This is a genomic window from Mesorhizobium sp. M7A.F.Ca.MR.245.00.0.0 (assembly GCF_003997415.1).
In the GTDB taxonomy this organism is placed as follows: domain Bacteria; phylum Pseudomonadota; class Alphaproteobacteria; order Rhizobiales; family Rhizobiaceae; genus Mesorhizobium.
On sequence record NZ_RZTE01000013.1, the window covers coordinates 107,005 to 127,556 of the forward strand.

Sequence of the window (20,552 nt, forward strand, 5' to 3'; positions counted from 1 at the left end):
TTCCTCCAGTGATTGGAAATTCAGTCGAGACGCCCGAACCAGGCGCCGTAGCCGCCAAGCTCGATGGAACCGCTGTTCGCCTGCCCCGAAAATCCGTGCCCGGGCAGAGGTTGCAGCGATCGGCCGCCAAGGTCAACCTTGGCCGGCCCGGCTCCCAGATTGAAGACGCAGACGATCTGCTCGTTGCCTGCGCGGCGCGTGAAGGCGACGGTGTCGCCCTCACTTTCGATGAAGGTGATGTCGCCCTTGGCGAGCGCCGGATGGGCACGCCGGAAGGTGAGAAAGCGCCGGTAGTGCTCGAGCAGCGAAGCCTCGTCGCCCTGCTGGACATTGACCGCTTGCGCCAGATGCTTGGCCGGCACCGGCAGCCAGGGCTTTGCCTGGGAGAAGCCGCCATTCTTGGCGCTGCCATCCCACACCATTGGCGTGCGGCAGCCGTCGCGGCCCTTGAATTCCGGCCAGAAGCGGATGCCATAGGGATCCTGCAGATCCTCGAACCGCAGCTCTGCCTCACCGAGCCCAAGCTCCTCGCCCTGGTAGATGCAGACCGAACCGCGCAACGACATCAGCAGCGCCGAGATGACCTTGAGGTAGGCGGTCGGGTCGGCCTCATTGGCGGCCCAGCGCGAGGCCGGGCGCATCACGTCGTGGTTGGAGAAGGCCCAGCACGACCAGCCGTCGCTGGCGACTTTGCCGAAGGATTCCAGCACCGAGCGGACCTTGCCCGCGCTGATCTTTTCCGGCGCCAGGAAATCGAAGGAGTAGCACATGTGCACGCGCTTCCCGCCTGCGGTGTAGGCGGCAACCACTTCAAGCCCGCGCTGCGAATCGCCGACCTCGCCGACCGCTGCGGTTGCCGGATACTCATCGAGCAGGGCACGGAACCGTTCGAGGAAGCCGAGGTTCTCGGGCCGGCTCTTGTCGTAGAGATGGTCCTGGTAGTTGTAGGGGTTGACCGCCGGCGCGGTCTGGTCGTTGCGCTCTTCCGGCGGCAGCGGCGGATTGTTTTCCAGACCCTGGCTGTGGAAGTAAAAATTGATGGTATCGAGCCGGAAACCATCGACGCCGCGTTCCAGCCAGAAGCGGGTGACGTCGAGCAATGCGTCCTGGACTTCGTGGTTGTGAAAGTTGAGGTCGGGCTGTTCGGCCAGGAAATTGTGCATGTAATATTGCTGGCGGCTGGTGTCCCATTGCCACGCCGAGCCGCCGAAGATCGACAGCCAGTTGTTGGGCGGTGTGCCGTCCGGCCTGGCGTCTGCCCAGACGTACCAATCGGCTTTCGGGTTGCTGCGGCTCGACCGGCTTTCCTTGAACCAGGGATGACTGTCGGCAGTGTGCGACAGCACCTCGTCGATCATCACCTTCAAGCCCAGCCTGTGTGCCTCGGCGGTCAGCGCGTCGAAATCGGCCAGCGTGCCGAACATCGGATCGACATCGCAGTAATCCGTCACGTCATAGCCGAAATCCTTCATCGGCGACTTGAAGAACGGCGAGATCCAGATGGCATCCGCGCCGAGTGCGGCGATGTAGGAGAGGCGGCCTATGATGCCCTTGAGATCGCCGATGCCGTCGCCATTCGAGTCCTGGTAGCTGCGCGGATAGATCTGGTAGATCACCGCGCCCCGCCACCAGTCGCGATCGATGGCGAGGTCAGGCTTCGAGCTGGCCTTCAAAGCGGATTGCATCGTCTCAGCCTCCTTTCACCGAGCCGGCAAGCAGCCCGCGGACAAAATAGCGCTGCAGCGAGAAGAACACGATCAGCGGTACGATGATGGTCACGAAAGCCGATGTCGTCAAAATCTCCCAGTCGCCGCCGCGCGAGCCCAACAGCGCGTTGAGCTTGGCGGTCAGCACGATCTGGTCTGCCTCTGTACCGAGGAAAACCATCGCCACCAGCAGATCGTTCCATACCCACAGGAACTGGAAGATGGCAAACGAAGCCAGCACCGGGAACGACAGCGGCAAGACGATCTTGACGAAGATCTCGAAATCGCTGGCGCCGTCGATGCGCGCCGATTCCATGATTTCGCGCGGCAGGCCGGCAATGTAGCTGCGCAGCAGGTAGATGGCGAAGGGCAGGCCGAAGCCGGTATGCGCCAGCCAGATGCCGAGATAGGTCTTCGACGGCATGCCGAAGAAAGCGCCGACGCCATTATAGAGTTTCAACAGCGGGATCAGCGACATCTGCAACGGCACCACCAGCAGGCCGATGATGACCGCGATCAGCAGCGCCCGGCCGGGAAACCGCATCCAGGCCAGCGCATAGGCGGCAAAGGCGGCGATCAGGATCGGGATGACGGTAGCCGGAATGGTGACGGTCAGGGAATTCATGAATGACCGTCCGATGCCTTCGGAGAACAGCACGGTTTTGTAATTGTCGGTGGTGAATTTTGGCGGAGCCGACGAAGCATAATAGACACGCTGGCCGCGATCGCCTTCGAACGCTTTCGGGGACTGCATGATGAAGCTGCCGTCGGCATTGAGCTGCAAGGTCACGCCGTCGCCGAGATCGGCTGTCGTGCCGGCGGGATATTGCGTCGGTGCCGCCGATTTGACCCCGAAGGCGCTGATGTCGCGCTTGGCGCCGTCGCCGAAGATATTGCCTTCGAGGACGAACTTGCCGTCCTTCTCGACTTGCGCCGAGGCGGGCGGGAGCCGGCCTGCTTCCGTCTGGGTGGAACTGGCGAACGAGTTCCACCAGCCCGAGGCGATGATCTGGTTCTTGTCGCGCAGCGACGAGACCAGGATGCCGAGCGTCGGTATGGTCCAGATCGCGACGAAGATGAGCACGGCGATGTGGACGCCAAAACGGCTGGCGAAGGAATTTCCGGTCGCGACGGCCATCTCAATGTTCTCCCGTCTCTTTGTTCGCCTGGCGGATGTTCCAGACCATGATCGGAATGACGGCAATCATGATGATGATGGCGATGGTGGCGCCGCGGCCGAAATCGCCGCCGCCGCGGAACATCCAGTCGAACATCAGGTTGGCCAGCACCTGGCTGTTCCACTGGCCGTTGGTCATGGTCAGCACGATGTCGAACACTTTGAGCACCAGGATGGTGATCGTGGTCCAGACCACGGCGATGGTGCCCCAGATCTGCGGCACCATGATCTTCCAGAAGATCTGGAACGGATTGGCGCCGTCGATGACGGCGGCTTCCAGCGTTTCTTCGGGAATGCCGCGCAGGGCGGAAGACAGGATGACCATAGCAAAGCCGGTCTGGATCCAGATCAGGATGATCATCAGGAAGAAATTGTTCCAGAACGGCAGCGATATCCAGACCTGCGGCTGGCCGCCGAAATGCTGGATGATGGCGTTGAGGATGCCGATCTGCGTCTGGCCGTCGCCCCGATACTCGTAGATGAATTTCCAGATCACACTGGCGCCGACGAAGGAGATCGCCAACGGCAGGAAGATCAGGCTCTTGGCGATCGTGCCCCACCAGATCTTGTCGGTGAGCACGGCGATGATCAGCCCAAGGAAGGTGCAGGCGGCCGGCACCACCGCCAGCCAGATGATGTTGTTGAGGATCGAGTTGCGGAACTCGCGATCGCCGAACGCCCATTGATAGTTCGCCAGGCCGACGAAATTGATGCCGCTGCGATCGAGGAACGACAGCCGCAGCGTCTCGACCACCGGATAGATCAGGTAGATGGTGAGGATGATCATCGCCGGGCCGACGAACAGCCATGGCCTGACCAGCCCTTGCCGGCGCAGATTGTCGATGGCCGCGGCGCCCGCGACGCCGCGTGACGGGAATATCAGGTCGACCAGTTTGTTGGCGCCCCAGAAATAGGCGACGCAACCGCCGACCCCGACGATGATGACTGTTATGGCCGAGAAAATCTGAGCCGCCATGGGTCCCTCTCCCCCTGCGCATGACCCGACAAGGAATGACCTTGGTGACGGGACCAGGCGCCGATTCAGTTGTTTGGAGCGCGTCATCGGCGGCTTGCGCACATTGCCGATCGCGCTTCATGTCAATGCGCTCATGACGAAAGGCTGCGGCACGGGCCGCCGTCTGATCCGGGCCAGTACGGCCCGGATCCAGTACGAGAATGGTGGTCGCTTACGTGCCGACCGCTACTTGATCGCGTCCCAGCTCTTCTGGATGTCGGTGGCGACGTCCTGCGCCGACTTGCCGCCGACCAGGTCGATCATGCCGGTCCAGAAGGCGCCGGCGCCGATCTTGCCGGGCATCAGGTCGGAACCGTCGAAGCGGAAAGTCGAGGCATTGGCGAGGATTTCGCCCTGCTTCTTCAGCGCGTCGCTGGCATAGGCATCTTTGTTGACCGACTTGAGCGGCGTCACGAAGCCGCCTTCGGCCATCCAGATCTCGTGGGCGAGCGGCATCTTCAGGAATTCGATGAATGCGCGCGCGCTCTTGCTGTCCTTGGTGATCATCGCCAGCGTACCGGCACCGAGCACCGGCGTGCCCAGGTCGGGCTTGGAGGCATAGGGCGGGAAGTAGAAGAAGTCCGCGTCCTGGCCGACCTTGGTGCCTTCCGGGAAGAAGGTCGGGATGAACGATGCCTGGTGGTGCAGGTAGCATTTCGGCGGCACCGAAAAGAGGCCCTTCGGGCTGTCGCGGAAATCGGTCGCCGCAACCGCCTTGGCGCCGCCGTCGACCATCTTGTCGTCGGTCGCGATCTTGCCGAAAATGTCGATGGCATTGACCACTGCGGGGTCGTTGAACGGGATCTCGTTCTTCACCCATTTGTCGTAGACTTCCGGAGGCTGGGTGCGCAGCATCAGGTCTTCGACCCAGTCGGTCGCCGGCCAGCCGGTGGCGCCGCCGGAGCCGAGGCCGATGCACCACGGCTTGCCGCCATCGGCGATGATCTTCTTTTCGAGATCGGCAAGTTCTTCCTGCGTTTTCGGCACCTTGTAGCCGGCTTCCTCGAAATTATCCGGCGAATACCAGACCAGCGACTTCACGTCAGCCTTGTAAGGGAAGGCGAAGAAGCCCGGCTTGCCGTCCTTGTCCTTGAAGGTGCCGAGATCGACCCATGACTGGCCGGCACCGTAATTGTCCTTGACCCATTTGGCGGTGTCGTCACCGAGCGGCGTCAAAAGGCCCTTCGACGCCAGGTCCTGGATGAGCCCCGGCTGCGGCAGCACGGCGATGTTCGGCGGGCTGCCGGCCTGCGTGTCGATGACGATCTGCTGCTCGTAATTCTCCGAGGAGGAGTATTTGATCTCGACGCCGGTGGCTTCCGAGAAATAGTCGAGAACGCCGCGCACCAGGCCTTCGTCCTCGCCGCGCCACGGTCCGAAGATCGACAGCGTCTCACCCTTGAGGTCGACTTTCTTGAGCTCTTCGTAGTTCGCCCAGTTGAAGCGCTTGTCTTCGCCGGGCTTGAACTTCAGTTCGGCCTGCGCGGGCGCGTTCAGGGCGAACGTGGCGAACGCAGCACCCAGCAAAAGCATTTTCTTCATCGGTATTCCTCCCAGTGGGTCTCACACACCGGACGGAACCTCCATTCCGCCCGCCGACGCCGCAGGACTGTGACTCAGTCGGAAAGGAACCGCAACCTTTCGAAGAGTCCTCCAAAGCGCTTTGGCTTTTTCGATCACGCCATTGAACTGCTGGGAAGTCAAGAGGCCGGCGGATTAATCGATTTAGGTTTGCGCATTTGCGCCCCTGAAAGTGCGCTGCAACATACTATTATGGCGATGCAGCAGCAGTTTTTGTTTCAAACACGCCCGAACCGCGTCTATGGTTCGGCTTGGTATGGCTCGGCCCCGCTGGCACTTGGGTCGATTCAATTTAAAAGCGCTTTGAGGGAATGGAGACCTTTCGTGAACCTCAAGCAGCTCGCCCATATGCTGGCACTTTCGCAAACCACGGTAAGCCGTGCGCTGAACGGCTATCCCGAGGTCAACGAGGAGACGCGCAGGCGTGTCATGGATGCCGCCAAGCGCCATGGCTATCGTCCCAATCCGAGCGCGCGCCGGCTGGCGACCGGCAAGACCGGCATGATCGGCTATGTCCTGCCGACCGGTGCGTCGGTCGACATCGATCCGCATTTCGTCGAGTTCCTGTCCGGCCTTGGTGACTATGCCCGTTCGCACGAGCTTGACCTTGTGCTGTCGCCGGCCGACGCCGACGACCAGGAGACGACCTACCGGCGCATCGTCGCCAACAGGCAGGTCGATGCCGTCTACATCTCCTCGCCAAGGCCCGCTGACCGGCGCGTGGCGCTGGTCAACACGCTCGGCATTCCCTTCATCGTCCATGGCCGCAGTGAGGGCTTCGACTTCGACTATGCTTTTACGGACATCGACAATGAGGGCGCCTTCCACGAGGCGGCCAGGCTGCTGATCCAACTCGGTCATCGGCGGCTGGCGTTGATCAACGGTGACGACCGCGAGACCTTCGCCATCCATCGCGAACGCGGCGTGCGCCGGGCGCTCGCCGCGAGCGGACTGTCATTGAGCGAACGTCATGTCTGCTCGGTCGATATGACCGAAGAGAACGGCTATCGCGCCACCAGGCGTTTGCTGGAAGAGGACGACGCGCCGACGGCGATCGCCTGCTCCAGCCTGATCATGGCGCTGGGCGTCGTGCGCGCCGTACGCGACCTCGGCCTGAGCATTCCGAGCGACGTCTCGCTGATCGCCCATGACGATGTCTTCCCCTGGCTGAGGCCGGAGAATTTCTCGGTGCCGTTGTCGACGACGCGTTCATCGATTCGTCTCGCCGGCGCCCGTGTCGCCGAGCGGCTGGCGGCGCGGATTTCAGGACTGGAGGAGGGCGCGCGAGGCGAGGTCTGGCCGGTCGACCTGGTGGTCAGGGGATCGGTAGCGGGGGCGCCTGCGTAGCTGGAGATCAAACCCATGCTCTGCGGGAACCGAGTTGAGACGCGACACCCGGTTTACCCAATCATGGATCGGCTGTGTCCAGTCCGTCACGAACGCCCGACGATGTGTTCGACAAGGCGGTGCGCCTCCTCGGCAATCGCTAATATTATGCCCGATTTGCGCGTGGAGGCGAAATCTAAGCCGGCGAAGTAGATACCTGGCTGCGCAGCCACGCCATCCTCATGAACGGGCCGTCCCTGCGAGTCGAGCACCCCAGGGAGGTTCACCCAACTGAAATCACCCCGGAAGCCAGTACACCACACCACGGTCGTTATGCCGGACACGGCAACATCAAGAGAACGAATAGTCGGGTCCGGCAGATATGCCGCGACAGTCTCCGCAGGATCGGGTTCCGAAACGGGAGCATCGATTCCGGAGCGACTGATATATTCGTCGATATAGCGTTTGACGTTGGCGGAGGCTTCATCCGCAAAACGAATATGGGCTTCGAGATCGTCGGCGAACGAGAGGCGGCCGCCTTCCTCGACGCCTGCGAACCGGCCCAGCAGCACGATACCTCGGGCGCTGAGCGCTTGGAGGCTAATGGTGCGTTCTGCCCCAAGCAGACCACGAGCCGGAATGCGTTCCGCAAGACGGATTATCTCCTCTCGACGCACGTCGAGAAACCCGCTCTCGACCAGCCACATCATAATGTGGCGACCTCGGTAGCTCCGAGAGAGTCTTCCAACCCGGCTTGTGGCAAGGAAGACCGTTCGGCCTGCTTCTGCCAAGTCCTCTGCGATCTGGCCACCCGACTGGCCGCCTCCGACAACCAGCACCGCTCCATCAGCGAGATCGGCGGCGCTGCGGTAATCGGAAGCATTGATCTGGCAGAGGCCGGGCGGCAGCGAACCGGCCCAAATTGGGCGCACCGGACAATTCAGGTCGCCGCTTGCGATCACCACGTTCCGCGCCAAAACTGTGCCGCGTGAAGTGGTTAGCCTATATTCGCCATTATTGTGTCCACTGGCGAGTTCGGTCACGGCAGTATCCTGTTCGACAGGGAGGCTGTGCCGCTTGGCGAAATCTTCGAGGAGTGCGACGAATTCGTCGCGCGTCAGGGTACCGGACGGATCCGAACCGTCATAGCAGTCGCCTGGCATCACGGTCTGCACGTTGGGGGTATTCATCCGGAAAGAGTCCCACCGCTGTGTGCGCCAGGTCTCTCCGATGCGGCCTCTCTCCAGTATCCTGTGGCTTAGGCCCCGCCGTGCCAGCGAATGGCTGATGCCCAGGCCGGCCCAGCCGGCCCCGACGACCACCGCATCGAGGACATTGGCGTTACTCGTCATTGCCGCAATCCCGATGCTAGTGCATGTCGCCCAAAAATGGCGTCCGCATAGTCTCCCCGAAGGTGCGAGGGCAAGATAGCAGTTCTGTCGGCTCACGCCACGATCAAAATCTCGCCCGACGCCGGCAGTGGGGAGGCCACCGCAAGGGGCTGGATTCCGATATCTCACGCCGCGGATTTGAGGTGGTCGATGAAGGCGCGCAGCTTCGGCAGGACTTGGCGCTTGCCGGGATGATACAGGAAGACGCCCGGCGTCGTGGCGGCGATGCCGTCCAGCACCGGTTCGAGTTTACCTTCGGCTATCGGACCTTCAGCGATTGGTCGAGGCGTCTGCGCCAGCCCGACGCCCCGCATCGCGGCCCCGAGCAATGTCGGATAATCGTGCGCAATCAGCGGGCCTGAGAGCATCGCCTCGATCGCCTCGTTGCCGTCGACGAAAGCCCAGGGAGCAATGGCGCCATTCGAACGGCGCAAGCGCAGGCAGGCGTGGTTGCGCAAATCATCGACGCATTCGGGGCGGCCATGGCGTTTGAGATAGTCAGGGCTGCCGACGACCACGAAGGAAAATGACGGGGTTAGCCGCACCGCGACCATGTCGACCGCGATGAACTGGCCAAGACGGATACCGGCATCGAACCCGCCGGCCGCGAGATCGACCATCTCGTCGCTCGCGGCGATCTCCAGTTCGATCTCGGGATAGGCCCGGCAGAACGACGCGATCATCGGCTCCAGGATCAAGGGCACGACGGCGCGGGGTACGGACAGGCGCAGCAGACCGGTCGGCCGCCGGCCGATGTCACGCACCGCCTCGCCGGCCGCCACAAGTTCTTCGAAAGCAGGGCCGGCACGGTCGAGGAACCGTTGGCCAGGCTCGCTCAAGCCGACACTCCGCGTTGTGCGAACGAACAACGCCGCACCCATGCGTGTTTCCAGCGCGCGCACCGCCTGGCTCACGGCGGACGGTGTCACGCCGAGTTCCGCTGCGGCGCGGCGGAAGTTGCGGTGCCTGGCGACGGCCAGGAATGCCTCGACGCCCTCCAGCGCTCCGTGCCGGACTGTGTAGTTCTGCTTCATGGGTTGTTGTGATTACAGCGGATGGTCGAATTATGGAAGCGGGCTTAGTAGGTCGGTCAAGGTCGTCCGCCAAGGGCTGCCCTGCGTCTCACGCGGTGTCGGAGGTCGCATGAACCAGTTTCGAGAGAGGCCAGATGTCAACCGAGGTCGTGTTCCAAATCCATCTTGTTCTGGGCTATGTCGCGTGGCTGCTTTGCTTCGCCGTATACGGTTTGCCGTGGCTCAGGTCTATGGACCGGGTCGCGACGCAACGCGCTGTCGCCACTCTGCACAGCTTCCGCTTCTTCGGGCTGGTCTTCCTCGTTCCGGGTGTCGTCGGCCCCGATTTGCCTGCCGGCTTTGCCGTGTTTGCTGCCTACGGCGACCTCATAACAGGAGTGCTGGCCATGCTGGCGCTGGTCACGGCAAGGATACCTCGGATCTTCTGGGCGCTCGTCGTTGCCTTCAATCTGGTCGGGACTGTCGACCTCGTCGTAGACTATTACCACGCCATCCAGGTCGGCCTTCCCCAGCGTGCGGGCGAACTGGGCGCCACCTACGCGATCCCGATCATTTACGTGCCGCTGCTGATGATCACGCACACCGTCGCGCTCTATTTTGTGGTGCGTCCTCCGCAAGCCGCGACTTGACCTGTCGCAGACTAATCCTTTGCCGCCGCCCTGATGTCCAGCAGACCGTAGCCGAAATCATCGTCGCGTCCCTTGGGGCCGAGATCCCTGGCCGTGGCCGCGAGCGCCTTCTCGATGTCGTCCGCCGTTCGGCCGGGCGCCGCATGGATGAGATTGGCGATGGCGCCGCTCACGATCGCCGCCGCGAATGAGGTGCCTGTGACCACATCCGAGCCAGCGCCGCTCGGCGCCACCATCTCGACGCCGGGTGCCGAGATGAAGACATAGGCGCCGCGATTGGCCTGCGGCATCAGCCCGTCCTTGGCATCGGTGGCGGTGACTGCGATGACACCATCGAAGGCCGCCGGATAGCCATAGGGCGCCTTCGGCCCGTTGTTGCCGGCTGCGGCGACCAGCACCATGCCGAGCGCGCGGGCATTGCGGCAGGCGACGCCGAGCAAATCGTTCTTCGGCCCGACGAAGCTCATATTGATGATGCGCACGTCCTGTTCCGCCGCCCAGTCGAGCGCCGACAGGATGACGTCCATGGTCGACTTGCCGCCCTCGAAGGCGCGGGCGTGATAGATCTTTGCGCCCGGCGCCATGCCTTCCAGCACGCCGACGCCGGCGATCAGCCCGTCGATCGAGGTGCCGTGATCGCGCTTTTCGATCGGCACGTCGGGCATGGCGTCGAACTGCCCGGCAATGACGCCCGACAGCGCCGGGTTGGTGTCGTCGATGCCGGTGTCGATCACCGCGATGCGGACGTTTTCGCCGCTGGCCTGTTTGGAATCGAGCGCGATACGATCGAACGCATAGTTGACGATGCCGGCGGCCTGCTGCAGCGAATAGACATGGTTGGGCTCGCGCCGCTGGGTGCGGCCGTCGGCGGCCAGTTGCGCCAGCACGACGCCGACGGGCCGGCCGTCGGGAATGCCGAAGCGCACCAGCGTGGTGCCAAGCAGAAGCGACTGGCGCTGCGAGCGCACCTGCAGGCCGAAGGAGGCGGCGATCTGCTGGACAGCGCCGGCATCGCCGTCGACGGTCACCAGCACCTCGTCGGGCACGAAATCGCCAACCACCGCGCGCGGCGGCTGAACGGCAATAAGATCGGTCGGCGAGACGATCGGGCCACCGGGCGGGGGGCCGGCTTGAGTATCGGCCGGCGGCGTTGCGGGCGCCGGCCGGGGCGTCGGTACCGGTGTTGGAGACGCCGCCGGGTTGGGAAACAGGTCGACGATCAGCGCCGGCAGGAAGACGGCGCCGGATTGGCCTGCGTCCGATCCGCTCTTTGTGTCATTGCCATCCTTGGCGCAATCGGCGCCCGCCGCGTTGGTCCCGTTGCGGCAGTCGATTTTCGTCTGGTCTGGATTGGGGTCGTTGGTCTGCGCCGACGCGGGCACGACGATTGCCATCGCCGTCGCAAGCACTGCCGCAAATCGAATGACCGCCTCAGCCGCCATCAACGGGTTTCCTTCCCTCGATCACAGTTTCCGTGAAAGCCTGGGCGGCAACAAGGCCGATTTGCTTGTTGTAGTCGGCAGCTGTCGCGGCCGGAATGCCAAGCCGGAACACGCCGTCGGCGGTCGGTCCGCCGATGATCTTCAGCCCGTTGCTGCCGAGGAAGGCGGAAATGTCCGACATCTTGGCATCCGGCTTGAACTTGACCAGCGCGAACGGCATTTTCGCCGGATCGTTTTCCGCGCCGGCAATCTCGAAATCATTGCCCTTGCCGCCGGGTTCGACAAACGACTGCACCATGACCAGAGCCAGCAGAACCGCGGCTGCCGCCCAGGCGACACCGACCGGCACCGCCATGAAGCGGCCCCAGGCCTGCGCCAGCCAGGACGATCCTGCCGGCTTGCGCGCAGGCCCGGCCTCGGCGTCGAGTGCCTTGGCAAAGCGGCTGAGCGCATCGGCCGGCGGCCGGATTGCTTCGTTGGCGGCCGTGGCGCCGGAGAATTCGGCTTCAGCCTCGCCAAGGGCGGCAAGTGCGGCCGGATCGCTGGCCAGCCATTCCTCGACCGCTTCCAGGTCGGAACCTTCCAGCGAGCCGTTCAGGTAGAACGGCAGCAGCGTTTCCATTTCGTCGCGGCGAGACATCTTTTCAGCGGCGCTCATGGCCACCCCCTGTCGTAACCGGCGGCCTTGAGGGCCTCTCCGAGTTTCTTGCGGGCGTAGAACATCCGGGTCTTGACGGTGGCGACCGGAATGTCGAGCACCTCGCCGATCTCGCTCACCGATTGTCCGTGATAATAGGCAAGATCGATGACCACGCGATGCTCTTCGGGCAAGGTGTCGACGAAGCGCCGCAGGGCGGCGGCCTTGTCTTCCTTCATGGTGACGACTTCCGGCGTGTCGGCGCCGTCGGGCACCGCGGCGGCGGCCTCGTCGTCGATCCAGTCTTCCTTCTTCTTGCGCAGAAAGGACAGCGCCTTGAAACGGGCGATGCCGAGCAGCCATGTCGAGACTTCGGAACGCCCTTCGAAGCCGGGCGCCTGGCGCCATAGCTCGAGGAAGACTTCGTTGGCGATATCGTCGGCCATCATTTCCGATCCCGTCTGGCGCGCCACGAAGCGGTAGACCCGCGCGTGGTGACGCATGAACAGGAGCCGCACGGCGGCACGGTCGCCCTTCGCGACCCGGTCGACGAGAGCGCGATCGGTCTCCGTCGCTGCCGTCATGGCCGGTCGAGCCGCCTGGCTCCTGTCTGCTCTGTCGCTGATCGGTCCAAAAAGGTTCATCCTCCGCCAAGGAATTTTGCGGAGGCTAACCGAAGTAAGGAAGTGTTGCCAGAGGCAGGGTCTTTCCTTCCCCCACAAGGGGGGAAGGGAAGAGTTCTGCGCGCCCGCTCACTCCAAGAAAGATTTAGCCTTCATCGTCTCCGGTATTGCCACACCCAGCCGGCTCAGCACTGTCGGCGCCAGCTGCAGCTGGTCGAGCAGCGTGTCGGCCTGCGGACCCTTACCTTGTCCAAAATAGTACAGCGCGAAATCCTGCATCTCGTCGTCATGGCCGCCATGATGGCCACGATCGGTCTGGCCGTGATCGGCGGTGACGATCACCTCATAGCCGGCTTCGATCCAGCGCGGCAGGAAGGCGGCCAGCATCCCGTCCATCGCATAGACGGCATGGTCCATCTCGTGGCAGTCGTGGCCGAAGCGGTGTCCCATCGAGTCCAGCGTGCAGGTGTGCAGGATGCCGTAGTCGATGCCATGGCGTTTCGTCAGCATCGTCAGCGTCGCGAACAGGTCGACATCGCTCGGCGTCATCTGGTTGCGAAGATTGTAACCGGTCATGGTGTGGAAGCGGCCATGCGTGATCGGCCCGCCTGGCTCGTCGAACTCCATGTCCTCGACCACGTCGAACGGATAGGCGCGGAAGAATTCCGACCAGTAGGAATGGGTCACCGCCCCCGTCTTGCCGCCTGCCTTGCTGACTTCGGAGAAGATATCGGGCTGCTCGACGCGGAACCGGTTCTCGTTGGAGAGAATCCCGTGCACCTGCGGTGAGACCCCGGTGTGGATCGACGCATAGCAGCAGGCCGAGGTCGACGGCAGCACCGAGCGCATCTTCCAGACGCGCGCCTCGCCCGATTGCACCCAGCCTTCGAGATTGCCCATCAGCCGGCGCCAGTTCCGGTAAGGCACGCCGTCGAGGATGATCAGCAGAAGCTTGGACTTGAGCGCCACGGGCTGCTCCATGCGGTTGGCGGTTGAAACGGGAACGCCGTGTGCCGTCTTGGGCACACGGCGTTCTTGATAGATGAAATCGGACGATCAGAGTCCGCTCAAGCGTTGAGCCAGCACTCGGCAAGCGCGTAGCCGTCCATCATTTCGCCGATAGGGCTCTTGGCATAGCCGCCGATCTTGCTGGTGGCGGCCGCGTCGATGAACTGGTTGAAGAAGGGCACGATCAGCCCGCCTTCGTCACGCATCATCACTGCCATGTCGTGGTAGATTGCCTGGCGCTTGGCCTGGTCGAGCTCGCCTCGCGCGGTAAACAGCATCTTGTCGAATTCCGGCCGCTTGAAGCGCGTGTCGTTCCAGTCGGCGGTCGAGACATAGCCGGTGGAATACATCTGGTCCTGCGTGGCGCGTCCGCCCCAGTAGGAGAGCGAGAAAGGCTGCTTGTTCCAGACCTCCGACCAGTAGCCGTCGCCGGGCTCGCGCTTGATCTCGATCTTGATGCCGGCTTTGGCGCAGGACTGCTGATAGAGCTGTGCGGCATCGACGGCGCCCGGGAAGGCGACGTCCGAGGTGCGCAGCACGATCGAGCCGCTGTGGCCGGATTTCTTGTAGGCTGCCGCCGCCTTGTCCGGATCGAACTTGCGCTGCTCGATGTCGGCGGAAAACAGCGGATAGGCCTCGTTGATCGGGAAGTCGTTACCCACCGAGCCATAGCCGCGCAGGATCTTTTCCAGCATCTCGTCGCGGTCCATGGCAAGCTTCAGCGCCATCCGCAGATCGTTGCTGTCGAAGGGGGCGGTGTCGCAGAACATGTTGAACGGATAGTAGCCCTTGCCCGAGACGTTCTCGATGGAGACGCCCGCGATGCGCTTGACCAGATCGACGACCTTCGGCTCGACGCGGTTGATCATGTGCACCTGGCCGCCCTGCAGGGCGGCAAGCCGTGCGGTCGCGTCATTGATGACGATGATCTCGACCTGGTCGGCATGGCCGGCCTTGTCGCCCAGCCAGTAATTGGCGAAGCGCTCGCCGCCATGGCGCACGCCGGGCTGGTTGACGCTAACCTTATAGGGACCGGCGCTGATGCCGGCGTTCGGATCGTCCTTGCCGCCATTCGGCTGGATGGTGAGATGGTAGTCGGCCATCAGATAGGGGAAGTCGGCATCGGCGTCGCCGAGCGTGACGATGACCTCCTTGCCGCTCGCCTTGATCCCCTTGATGTTCTTGAGGATGCCGAGTGCTCCGGACTTGGACTTCTCGTCCGCATGGCGCTCGATGGTGGCAGCAACATCCTCCGCGCCGACCGTCTTGCCATTGTGGAACTCGATGCCGTCGCGGATCTTGATTGTCCATGTCTTGGCGTCGGCCGAGGCGCCAATCTCCTCGGCAATCAGGTTGACCAGCTTGTTGTCCGGGGTGAGGCGCACGAGATACTCGCCCCAAAGCTTGCCGAAGCTGAAGGTAACCTGGCTGAGGTTCAGCGCCGGATCGAGGCTGTTGGTGGATTCACCGCCCTGCAGACCGGCCTTGATGATACCGCCCTTCACCGCCGTCTGGGCAAATGCCTTGCCGGCCAGCGCCGGCATCAGGGCCGCCGATACGCCGAGCGCGGCGGCGCGCCCAAGAAAGGCGCGGCGCGATATCCGGCCTTGACCGGCGAGTTCGGCGAGATAATCGAGTTCAGTCTTCATGTCCTACCCCTGTTTTAAAAGTCGTGCGAGCAGCGCTCGTCCCGAAGGACGTTTGGCGCTCTTGTGTTGCATCCGGATGACGGTCGCCGGCGCCCCATGTGGCGGCTTGGTCTGGTGCAATTCCCAGGGGAAGCGCCATGCGCTTCTTCTGGGAGAACCGGTTCCAGTTTCCCCGAATTGCTTTAGTTGCCCGCGCTGGCCATGCGCCGTCCCTTGATTGCCTTTTCCAGCCAGCCGATTTCCATCTCTGGAACCGAGGAGAGCAGCAGGTCGGTGTAGGCGTCGAAGGGCGGGCTTAGCACCTGGCTCTTGGGGCCGTAGCGCACCACCTCGCCGCGATACATAACCGCGATCGAATCGGCGATCGACTTCACAGTGGCGAGGTCGTGCGTGATGAACAGATAGGCGACGTTCTCCTCCTTCTGCAACTCCAGCAGCAGCTTGAGGATGCCGTTGGCGACCAGCGGATCGAGCGCAGAGGTCACCTCGTCGCAGATGATCAGCTTCGGCTTGGCGGCAAGCGATCGGGCAATGCAGACACGCTGTTTCTGGCCGCCGGAAAGTTCGGCCGGGTAGCGGTCGGAAAAGCCTTTGCCCATTTCGATCTTGTCGAGCAGTTCGGCGACGCGCCTGTCGCGCTCGCGGCCGCGTATGCCGAAATAGAATTCGAGCGGCCGGCCGATGATGGTGCCGACGGTCTGGCGCGGGTTCATCGCCACGTCGGCCATCTGGTAGATCATCTGCAACTGGCGCAAATCCTCCTTCGGCCGGTCGGCCAGCCTGTTGGCCAGCGGACGTCCGTCGAAGGTGACGGTGCCCTGTTCGGGCGGCAGCAGGCCAGTGATGGCGCGTGCCAGCGTCGACTTGCCGGAGCCGGACTCGCCGACCACGGCCAGCGTCTGACCCGGATAGATGTCGACCGAGACGTTCTTCAGCACCTTGATGTCGCTGCGGCCATAGGCGGCGGTGACGTTCTTCACCGACAGGAAAGGCGACGTGCCGGGCTTCTGCTCCTGGTGTTCGATCTCATGCACCGAGACCAGCGCATTGGTGTATTCCTGGCGCGGCTCCTTGATGATCTGCCTTGTGCCGCCCCATTCGACCAGCCTTCCATGGCGCAGCACCATGATCTCGTCTGAGACCTGGGCGACGACGGCAAGGTCGTGGGTGATGTAGAGCGCAGCGACATGGGTGTCGCGGATGGCATCCTTGATCGCCGCCAGCACGTCGATCTGCGTCGTCACGTCGAGCGCCGTTGTCGGCTCGTCGAAGACGATCAGGTCCGGCTCGGAGCACAGCGCCATCGCCGTCATCACGCGCTGCAACTGGCCACCCGAAACCTGGTGCGGAAAGCGCTCGCCGATGGTTTCAGGGTTCGGCAGGCTGAGCTTCTTGAACAGCGCAACCGCGCGCTTCTCGGCCTCGGCCCGCGTTGCCGTACCGTGCAGCAGCGTGGCTTCCACCACCTGGTCCATCAGCCGGTGCGCCGGGTTGAAGGCGGCTGCCGCCGATTGCGCGACATAGCAGACCTCGCGGCCGCGTAATTTGCGGAAGCCGTCCTTGCCGCCCTTGAGGATGTCGCGGCCGTTCAGGATCACCTCGCCGCCGGTGATGCGCACGCCGCCGCGGCCATAGCCCATCGACGACAGGCCGATGGTCGACTTGCCGGCGCCGGACTCGCCGATCAGGCCGAGCACCTTGCCTTTTTCAAGCGTCAGCGAGACATCGTGCACCAACACGATGTTCTTTGGCGGCTCGCCGGGCGGGAAGACGGTGGCTTCGATGCGCAGGTTGCGGATGTCGAGCAGCAGGCCTGATTTCGCTTTGGTGTCGGCCATCACCCGCGTCCTCCCTTGAGGCTGGTCGTCCGGTTGAGCACCCAGTCGGCAACCAGGTTGACGGAAATCGCCAACAGGGCGATCGCCGCCGCCGGGATAAGCGCGGCCGCGATGCCGAAGACGATGCCGTCCTTGTTTTCCTTGACCATGCCGCCCCAGTCGGCGTCCGGTGGCTGCACGCCAAGGCCGAGGAACGACAGCGTCGACAGGAACAGCACGGCGTAGATGAAGCGCAGGCCGAGTTCCGAAACCAGCGGCGACAATGCGTTGGGAAGGATCTCGCGGAAGATGATCCAGCCGCTGCCCTCACCACGCAATTTCGCCGCCTCGACATAGTCCATGACGTTGATGTCGACGGCGACCGCGCGCGACAGGCGATAGACGCGGGTCGAATCCAGAATGCCCATCACCAGGATCAGCGTCACCAGATTGGTCGGCAGCACTGACAGCACGACGAGACCCATGATCAGCGTCGGGATCGACATCAAGAGATCGACGAGGCGCGACAGCAGCGTGTCGAACCAGCCGCCGAAGACGGCCGCCGAGAAGCCGAGGATGGCGCCGAGCGAGAATGACAGTGCGGTGGCCAGCACCGCGATGAACAAAGTGATGCGGGCGCCGTAGATCATGCGAGACAGAAGATCGCGGCCGAGATTATCGGTGCCCAGCAAATGGGCAGCCGACATCGGTTCCCAGACGTCGCCGACGATTTCGCCATTGCCGTGCGGCGCGATCCAGGGGGCGAAGATCGCCGCCAGCACGAACAATGCCGTCAGCACGATCCCGATCAGCGCGGGGAGGGGGATGCGTTTGATATCGAGCATATCCGCCCCCTATTTCGGATGTCTGAGACGCGGATTGGCGACGATCGCCGCTATGTCCGCAATGATATTCAGGCTGATATAAACGGCGGCGAAGATCAGGCCGACCGCCTGCACCACCGGCACGTCGCGTTTGGTGACGTGGTCGACCAGATACTGCCCCATGCCCGGATAGACGAAGATCACCTCGACCACGACGACGCCAACGATCAGGTAGGCGAGGTTGAGCATGACGACGTTGATGATCGGCGCGATGGCATTGGGGAAGGCGTGCTTGCGGATGACGTTGAAGGCCGACAGGCCCTTCAGTTCCGCCGTCTCGACATAGGCCGACTGCATGACATTGAGGATCGCCGCGCGTGTCATGCGCATCATGTGGGCGAGCACGACCAGCGTCAGCGCGGCCGCCGGCAGAGCGATCGCCTGCATGCGCTCGCCAAAAGGCATGCCGTCATAGACGGTCGAGATGCCCGGGAAGATTTGCCATTTCACGGCGAAGAAATAGACCAGCACATAGCCGATGAAGAACTCGGGAAAGGAGGTCGAGGCCAGCGCCAGCCCGGAGATCAGCTTGTCGACCCAGCCATTGCGGTAGCGCACCGCGATCAGGCCGAGAATGATCGCCAGCGGCACGGCGACGATCGCCGCCCAGAAGGCGAGAAACAGCGTGTTCCACAGCCGTCCCTTGATCGACGTGGCGATATCCTGCCCGCTCGACATGGCCGTGCCGAGATCGCCGGTCAGCACACCGCCGAGCCAGCGGAAATACCTGATATAGGCCGGATCGTTGAGGCCGAGCTGCTCGCGCAGATTGGCGAGCGACTCCGGTGTCGCCGATTGTCCGAGAATGGCTTGCGCGACATCGCCGGGCAGGATCTGGGTGCCAGCGAAGATCAGGACCGAAACGGCCAACAAGAGGAGAATGCCCAGCGCAACGCGCTGGGCCACCAGTTTCAAGATGGGTGAGGACATGTCCGCAAGGCCAAGCTCAGGCTTCGAGCCAGCACTTCGCCAGCGCGTAGCCGTTCATCAGCTCCTGATGCGGATCATCGACCCAGCCGCCGACCTTGGCGCCGGTAGCGTCGATGAACTGGTTGAACATCGGCAGGATCAGGCCGCCCTCGTCTCGTACCAGGACAGCCATGTCATGGTACATCTGCTTGCGCTTGGTCTCGTCGAGTTCGGCGCGCGCGGCCAGCACCATTTTGTCGAAGTCCGGGCGCTTGAAACGCGTGTCGTTCCAGTCGGCGGTCGACAGATAAGCGGTGGAGTACATCTGGTCCTGGGTCGAGCGGCCGCCCCAGTAGGAAGCGCAGAAGGGCTGCTTGTTCCAGACCTCGTTCCAATAGCCGTCGCCGGGCTCACGCTTGAGCTCGATTTTGATGCCGGCCTTGGCAGCGCTCTGCTGGAAGAGCTGGGAAGCATCGACGGCGCCCGGGAAAGCGACGTCCGAGGTGCGCAGCAGGACGGCGCCATCATAGCCCGACTTCTTGAAGTGGAACTTGGCCTTGTCGGGATCGTACTTGCGCTGCTCGATCTCGGTAAACAGCGGATAGGACGCATTGATCGGGAAGTCGTTGCCGAGCGAGCCGTAGCCGCGCAGGATCTTGTCCAGCATTTCCTCGCGGTCGATGGCCAGCTTCAGTGCCATGCGCAAATCGGCGTTGTCGAACGGCGCCGTGTTGCAATGCATGATGAACACGTAGTGGCCGGGACCCGCGTGGTTGCGGATGGTGACGCCCGGCAGGCGCTTGATCAGATCGACGATCTTTGGCTCGACGCGGTTGATCATATTGACCTGGCCGCCCTGCAGGGCGGCCGTGCGCGCCGTCGCATCGTTGATGACGATGATCTCGATTCGGTCGGCGTGGCCCATCTTGTCGCCCTGCCAGTAATTGGCGAAACGCTCGCCGCCATGGCGCACGCCGGGCTCATTGGTCGTGATCTTGTAAGGACCGGCCGAGATGCCTGCGTCGGCCTTGTCCTTGCCGCCATTCGGTTGGACGATCAGGTGATAGTCGCTGAGCAAATATGGCAGATCGGCATTGGCTTCCTTCAGGGTCAGCACGACTTCCTTGCCGCTGGCCTTGATGGTCTCGATGCCCTTCATGTAGCCGAGCGCGCCGGATTTCGACTTCTCGTCGGAATGGCGCTCAAGTGTGGCGGCCACATCCTCGGCGGTCACCGTCTTGCCGTTGTGGAATTCGACGCCGTCGCGGATCTTCAGCGTCCACACCTTGGCGTCGTCCGACGAGCCGATCTCCTCGGCGATGCGGTTCTCGAGCTTGCCTTCCGGCGAAAGCTCGACGATCAATTCGCCCCACATCTTGCCGAAGGCGAACGGCACCTGAGTCATGAACAGTGCCGGATCAAGGCTGTTGGTGGACTCGCCGCCGACAAGTCCGGCTTTCAGTGTACCGCCCTTGACCGGACCTGCCGCGCGTGCAGCGCTTGAAAGCAGCGAGTTGGCGAAGGGCGCGGAGATACCGAGCGCCGCCGCCCGGCCGAGAAAATCACGACGGCTCAGTTTGCCCGACGCGACACGCCGGCTAAGAAATTCCAGTTCGTTCGACATTTTGAGTTCCTCACTCTGTTGGTTCGACTCTGCGGTCGCTTTTCTTATTTCTTGTGAGGAGAATAATGACCGCAAGGGAAAGCGGTAAGCAAGACCGAAT

General features: G+C 62.9%; 17 protein-coding genes. 2 read left to right on the forward strand and 15 right to left on the reverse strand.

Going from position 1 to position 20,552, the window contains the following annotated elements:
- Nucleotides 1-20: 20 nt before the first annotated feature.
- The 4 genes from EOB80_RS16040 to EOB80_RS16055 all read right to left on the reverse strand — a co-directional run bounded on the left by EOB80_RS16040 (nt 21) and on the right by EOB80_RS16055 (nt 5,440).
- Nucleotides 21-1,685, reverse strand: a complete 1,665-nt coding sequence (locus EOB80_RS16040; protein WP_127267788.1) for an alpha-glucosidase family protein — start codon at nt 1,683-1,685, stop codon at nt 21-23.
- A gap of 4 nt (nt 1,686-1,689) precedes the next feature.
- Nucleotides 1,690-2,844 carry a carbohydrate ABC transporter permease gene (locus EOB80_RS16045; RefSeq protein WP_127328568.1) on the reverse strand — a complete coding sequence of 385 codons (1,155 nt, stop codon included), beginning with the start codon at nt 2,842-2,844 and terminating at the stop codon, nt 1,690-1,692.
- 1 nt (nt 2,845) lies between these two features.
- Nucleotides 2,846-3,859, reverse strand: a complete 1,014-nt coding sequence (locus tag EOB80_RS16050; RefSeq protein ID WP_127328569.1) for a sugar ABC transporter permease — start codon at nt 3,857-3,859, stop codon at nt 2,846-2,848.
- A gap of 225 nt (nt 3,860-4,084) precedes the next feature.
- Nucleotides 4,085-5,440, reverse strand: coding sequence for an ABC transporter substrate-binding protein (locus tag EOB80_RS16055; protein ID WP_127328570.1), 1,356 nt, complete (start codon nt 5,438-5,440; stop codon nt 4,085-4,087).
- Between the two features lie 363 nt (nt 5,441-5,803).
- On the opposite strand from EOB80_RS16055, the gene EOB80_RS16060 reads away from it, so the two are divergent.
- The gene (locus EOB80_RS16060) at nt 5,804-6,826 is read left to right on the forward strand and encodes a substrate-binding domain-containing protein (RefSeq protein WP_127267792.1); all 1,023 of its coding nucleotides are present in this window, start codon (nt 5,804-5,806) and stop codon (nt 6,824-6,826) included.
- Between the two features lie 86 nt (nt 6,827-6,912).
- Here EOB80_RS16060 and EOB80_RS16065 read toward each other — a convergent pair whose 3' ends face one another.
- Together EOB80_RS16065 and EOB80_RS16070 are read right to left on the reverse strand one after the other, a co-directional pair.
- Nucleotides 6,913-8,157 (reverse strand): NAD(P)-binding domain-containing protein, encoded by a 1,245-nt coding sequence (locus tag EOB80_RS16065; RefSeq protein WP_127328571.1) that lies wholly within the window; start codon nt 8,155-8,157, stop codon nt 6,913-6,915.
- A gap of 164 nt (nt 8,158-8,321) precedes the next feature.
- The gene (locus EOB80_RS16070) at nt 8,322-9,230 is read right to left on the reverse strand and encodes a LysR family transcriptional regulator (protein WP_127328572.1); all 909 of its coding nucleotides are present in this window, start codon (nt 9,228-9,230) and stop codon (nt 8,322-8,324) included.
- Nucleotides 9,231-9,364: 134 nt separating this feature from the next.
- Between EOB80_RS16070 and EOB80_RS16075 the strand changes: the two genes are divergently transcribed.
- Entirely contained in the window at nt 9,365-9,859 is a 495-nt protein-coding gene (locus tag EOB80_RS16075; protein ID WP_127328573.1) for a hypothetical protein, read from the forward strand.
- Nucleotides 9,860-9,870: 11 nt separating this feature from the next.
- On the opposite strand, the gene EOB80_RS16080 is transcribed toward EOB80_RS16075, so the two are convergent.
- The 9 genes from EOB80_RS16080 to EOB80_RS16120 form a co-directional block, all read right to left on the reverse strand.
- Nucleotides 9,871-11,301 carry a S8 family serine peptidase gene (locus tag EOB80_RS16080; RefSeq protein ID WP_127328574.1) on the reverse strand — a complete coding sequence of 477 codons (1,431 nt, stop codon included), beginning with the start codon at nt 11,299-11,301 and terminating at the stop codon, nt 9,871-9,873.
- Nucleotides 11,291-11,959, reverse strand: a complete 669-nt coding sequence (locus tag EOB80_RS16085; protein ID WP_127328575.1) for an anti-sigma factor — start codon at nt 11,957-11,959, stop codon at nt 11,291-11,293. Before EOB80_RS16085 ends, EOB80_RS16080 begins: the two co-directional genes overlap by 11 nt.
- Nucleotides 11,956-12,522: a sigma-70 family RNA polymerase sigma factor gene (locus EOB80_RS16090; RefSeq protein WP_127268161.1), complete on the reverse strand. Its 567-nt coding sequence runs from the start codon at nt 12,520-12,522 to the stop codon at nt 11,956-11,958. The genes EOB80_RS16085 and EOB80_RS16090 overlap by 4 nt, the downstream gene beginning before the upstream one ends.
- A gap of 168 nt (nt 12,523-12,690) precedes the next feature.
- The gene (locus EOB80_RS16095; RefSeq protein WP_164762628.1) at nt 12,691-13,542 is read right to left on the reverse strand and encodes an alkaline phosphatase family protein; all 852 of its coding nucleotides are present in this window, start codon (nt 13,540-13,542) and stop codon (nt 12,691-12,693) included.
- Nucleotides 13,543-13,628: 86 nt separating this feature from the next.
- Nucleotides 13,629-15,218, reverse strand: a complete 1,590-nt coding sequence (locus tag EOB80_RS16100) for an ABC transporter substrate-binding protein (protein ID WP_127268159.1) — start codon at nt 15,216-15,218, stop codon at nt 13,629-13,631.
- 182 nt (nt 15,219-15,400) lie between these two features.
- Nucleotides 15,401-17,056, reverse strand: coding sequence for an ABC transporter ATP-binding protein (locus tag EOB80_RS16105; protein WP_127268158.1), 1,656 nt, complete (start codon nt 17,054-17,056; stop codon nt 15,401-15,403).
- Entirely contained in the window at nt 17,056-17,880 is an 825-nt protein-coding gene (locus EOB80_RS16110; protein ID WP_127268157.1) for an ABC transporter permease, read from the reverse strand. Before EOB80_RS16110 ends, EOB80_RS16105 begins: the two co-directional genes overlap by 1 nt.
- 9 nt (nt 17,881-17,889) lie before the next feature.
- The gene (locus EOB80_RS16115; RefSeq protein ID WP_127289704.1) at nt 17,890-18,849 is read right to left on the reverse strand and encodes an ABC transporter permease; all 960 of its coding nucleotides are present in this window, start codon (nt 18,847-18,849) and stop codon (nt 17,890-17,892) included.
- A 16-nt stretch (nt 18,850-18,865) separates the two neighbouring features.
- On the reverse strand, nt 18,866-20,452 hold the full coding sequence (locus EOB80_RS16120; RefSeq protein WP_127328576.1) for an ABC transporter substrate-binding protein: 1,587 nt from the start codon (nt 20,450-20,452) through the stop codon (nt 18,866-18,868).
- Nucleotides 20,453-20,552 lie beyond the last annotated feature (100 nt).

Bases quoted from the DNA above. Each gene is read 5' to 3' on its own strand.
- EOB80_RS16105 (WP_127268158.1), bottom strand. From the start codon at position 17,056: ATGGCCGACACCAAAGCGAAATCAGGCCTGCTGCTCGACATCCGCAAC.
- EOB80_RS16075 (WP_127328573.1), top strand. From the start codon at position 9,365: ATGTCAACCGAGGTCGTGTTCCAAATCCATCTTGTTCTGGGCTATGTC.
- EOB80_RS16120 (WP_127328576.1), bottom strand. From the start codon at position 20,452: ATGTCGAACGAACTGGAATTTCTTAGCCGGCGTGTCGCGTCGGGCAAA.
- EOB80_RS16070 (WP_127328572.1), bottom strand. From the start codon at position 9,230: ATGAAGCAGAACTACACAGTCCGGCACGGAGCGCTGGAGGGCGTCGAG.
- EOB80_RS16040 (WP_127267788.1), bottom strand. From the start codon at position 1,685: ATGCAATCCGCTTTGAAGGCCAGCTCGAAGCCTGACCTCGCCATCGAT.
- EOB80_RS16050 (WP_127328569.1), bottom strand. From the start codon at position 3,859: ATGGCGGCTCAGATTTTCTCGGCCATAACAGTCATCATCGTCGGGGTC.
- EOB80_RS16080 (WP_127328574.1), bottom strand. From the start codon at position 11,301: ATGGCGGCTGAGGCGGTCATTCGATTTGCGGCAGTGCTTGCGACGGCG.
- EOB80_RS16055 (WP_127328570.1), bottom strand. From the start codon at position 5,440: ATGAAGAAAATGCTTTTGCTGGGTGCTGCGTTCGCCACGTTCGCCCTG.
- EOB80_RS16065 (WP_127328571.1), bottom strand. From the start codon at position 8,157: ATGACGAGTAACGCCAATGTCCTCGATGCGGTGGTCGTCGGGGCCGGC.
- EOB80_RS16085 (WP_127328575.1), bottom strand. From the start codon at position 11,959: ATGAGCGCCGCTGAAAAGATGTCTCGCCGCGACGAAATGGAAACGCTG.
- EOB80_RS16095 (WP_164762628.1), bottom strand. From the start codon at position 13,542: ATGGAGCAGCCCGTGGCGCTCAAGTCCAAGCTTCTGCTGATCATCCTC.
- EOB80_RS16100 (WP_127268159.1), bottom strand. From the start codon at position 15,218: ATGAAGACTGAACTCGATTATCTCGCCGAACTCGCCGGTCAAGGCCGG.
- EOB80_RS16090 (WP_127268161.1), bottom strand. From the start codon at position 12,522: ATGACGGCAGCGACGGAGACCGATCGCGCTCTCGTCGACCGGGTCGCG.
- EOB80_RS16110 (WP_127268157.1), bottom strand. From the start codon at position 17,880: ATGCTCGATATCAAACGCATCCCCCTCCCCGCGCTGATCGGGATCGTG.
- EOB80_RS16115 (WP_127289704.1), bottom strand. From the start codon at position 18,849: ATGTCCTCACCCATCTTGAAACTGGTGGCCCAGCGCGTTGCGCTGGGC.
- EOB80_RS16045 (WP_127328568.1), bottom strand. From the start codon at position 2,844: ATGGCCGTCGCGACCGGAAATTCCTTCGCCAGCCGTTTTGGCGTCCAC.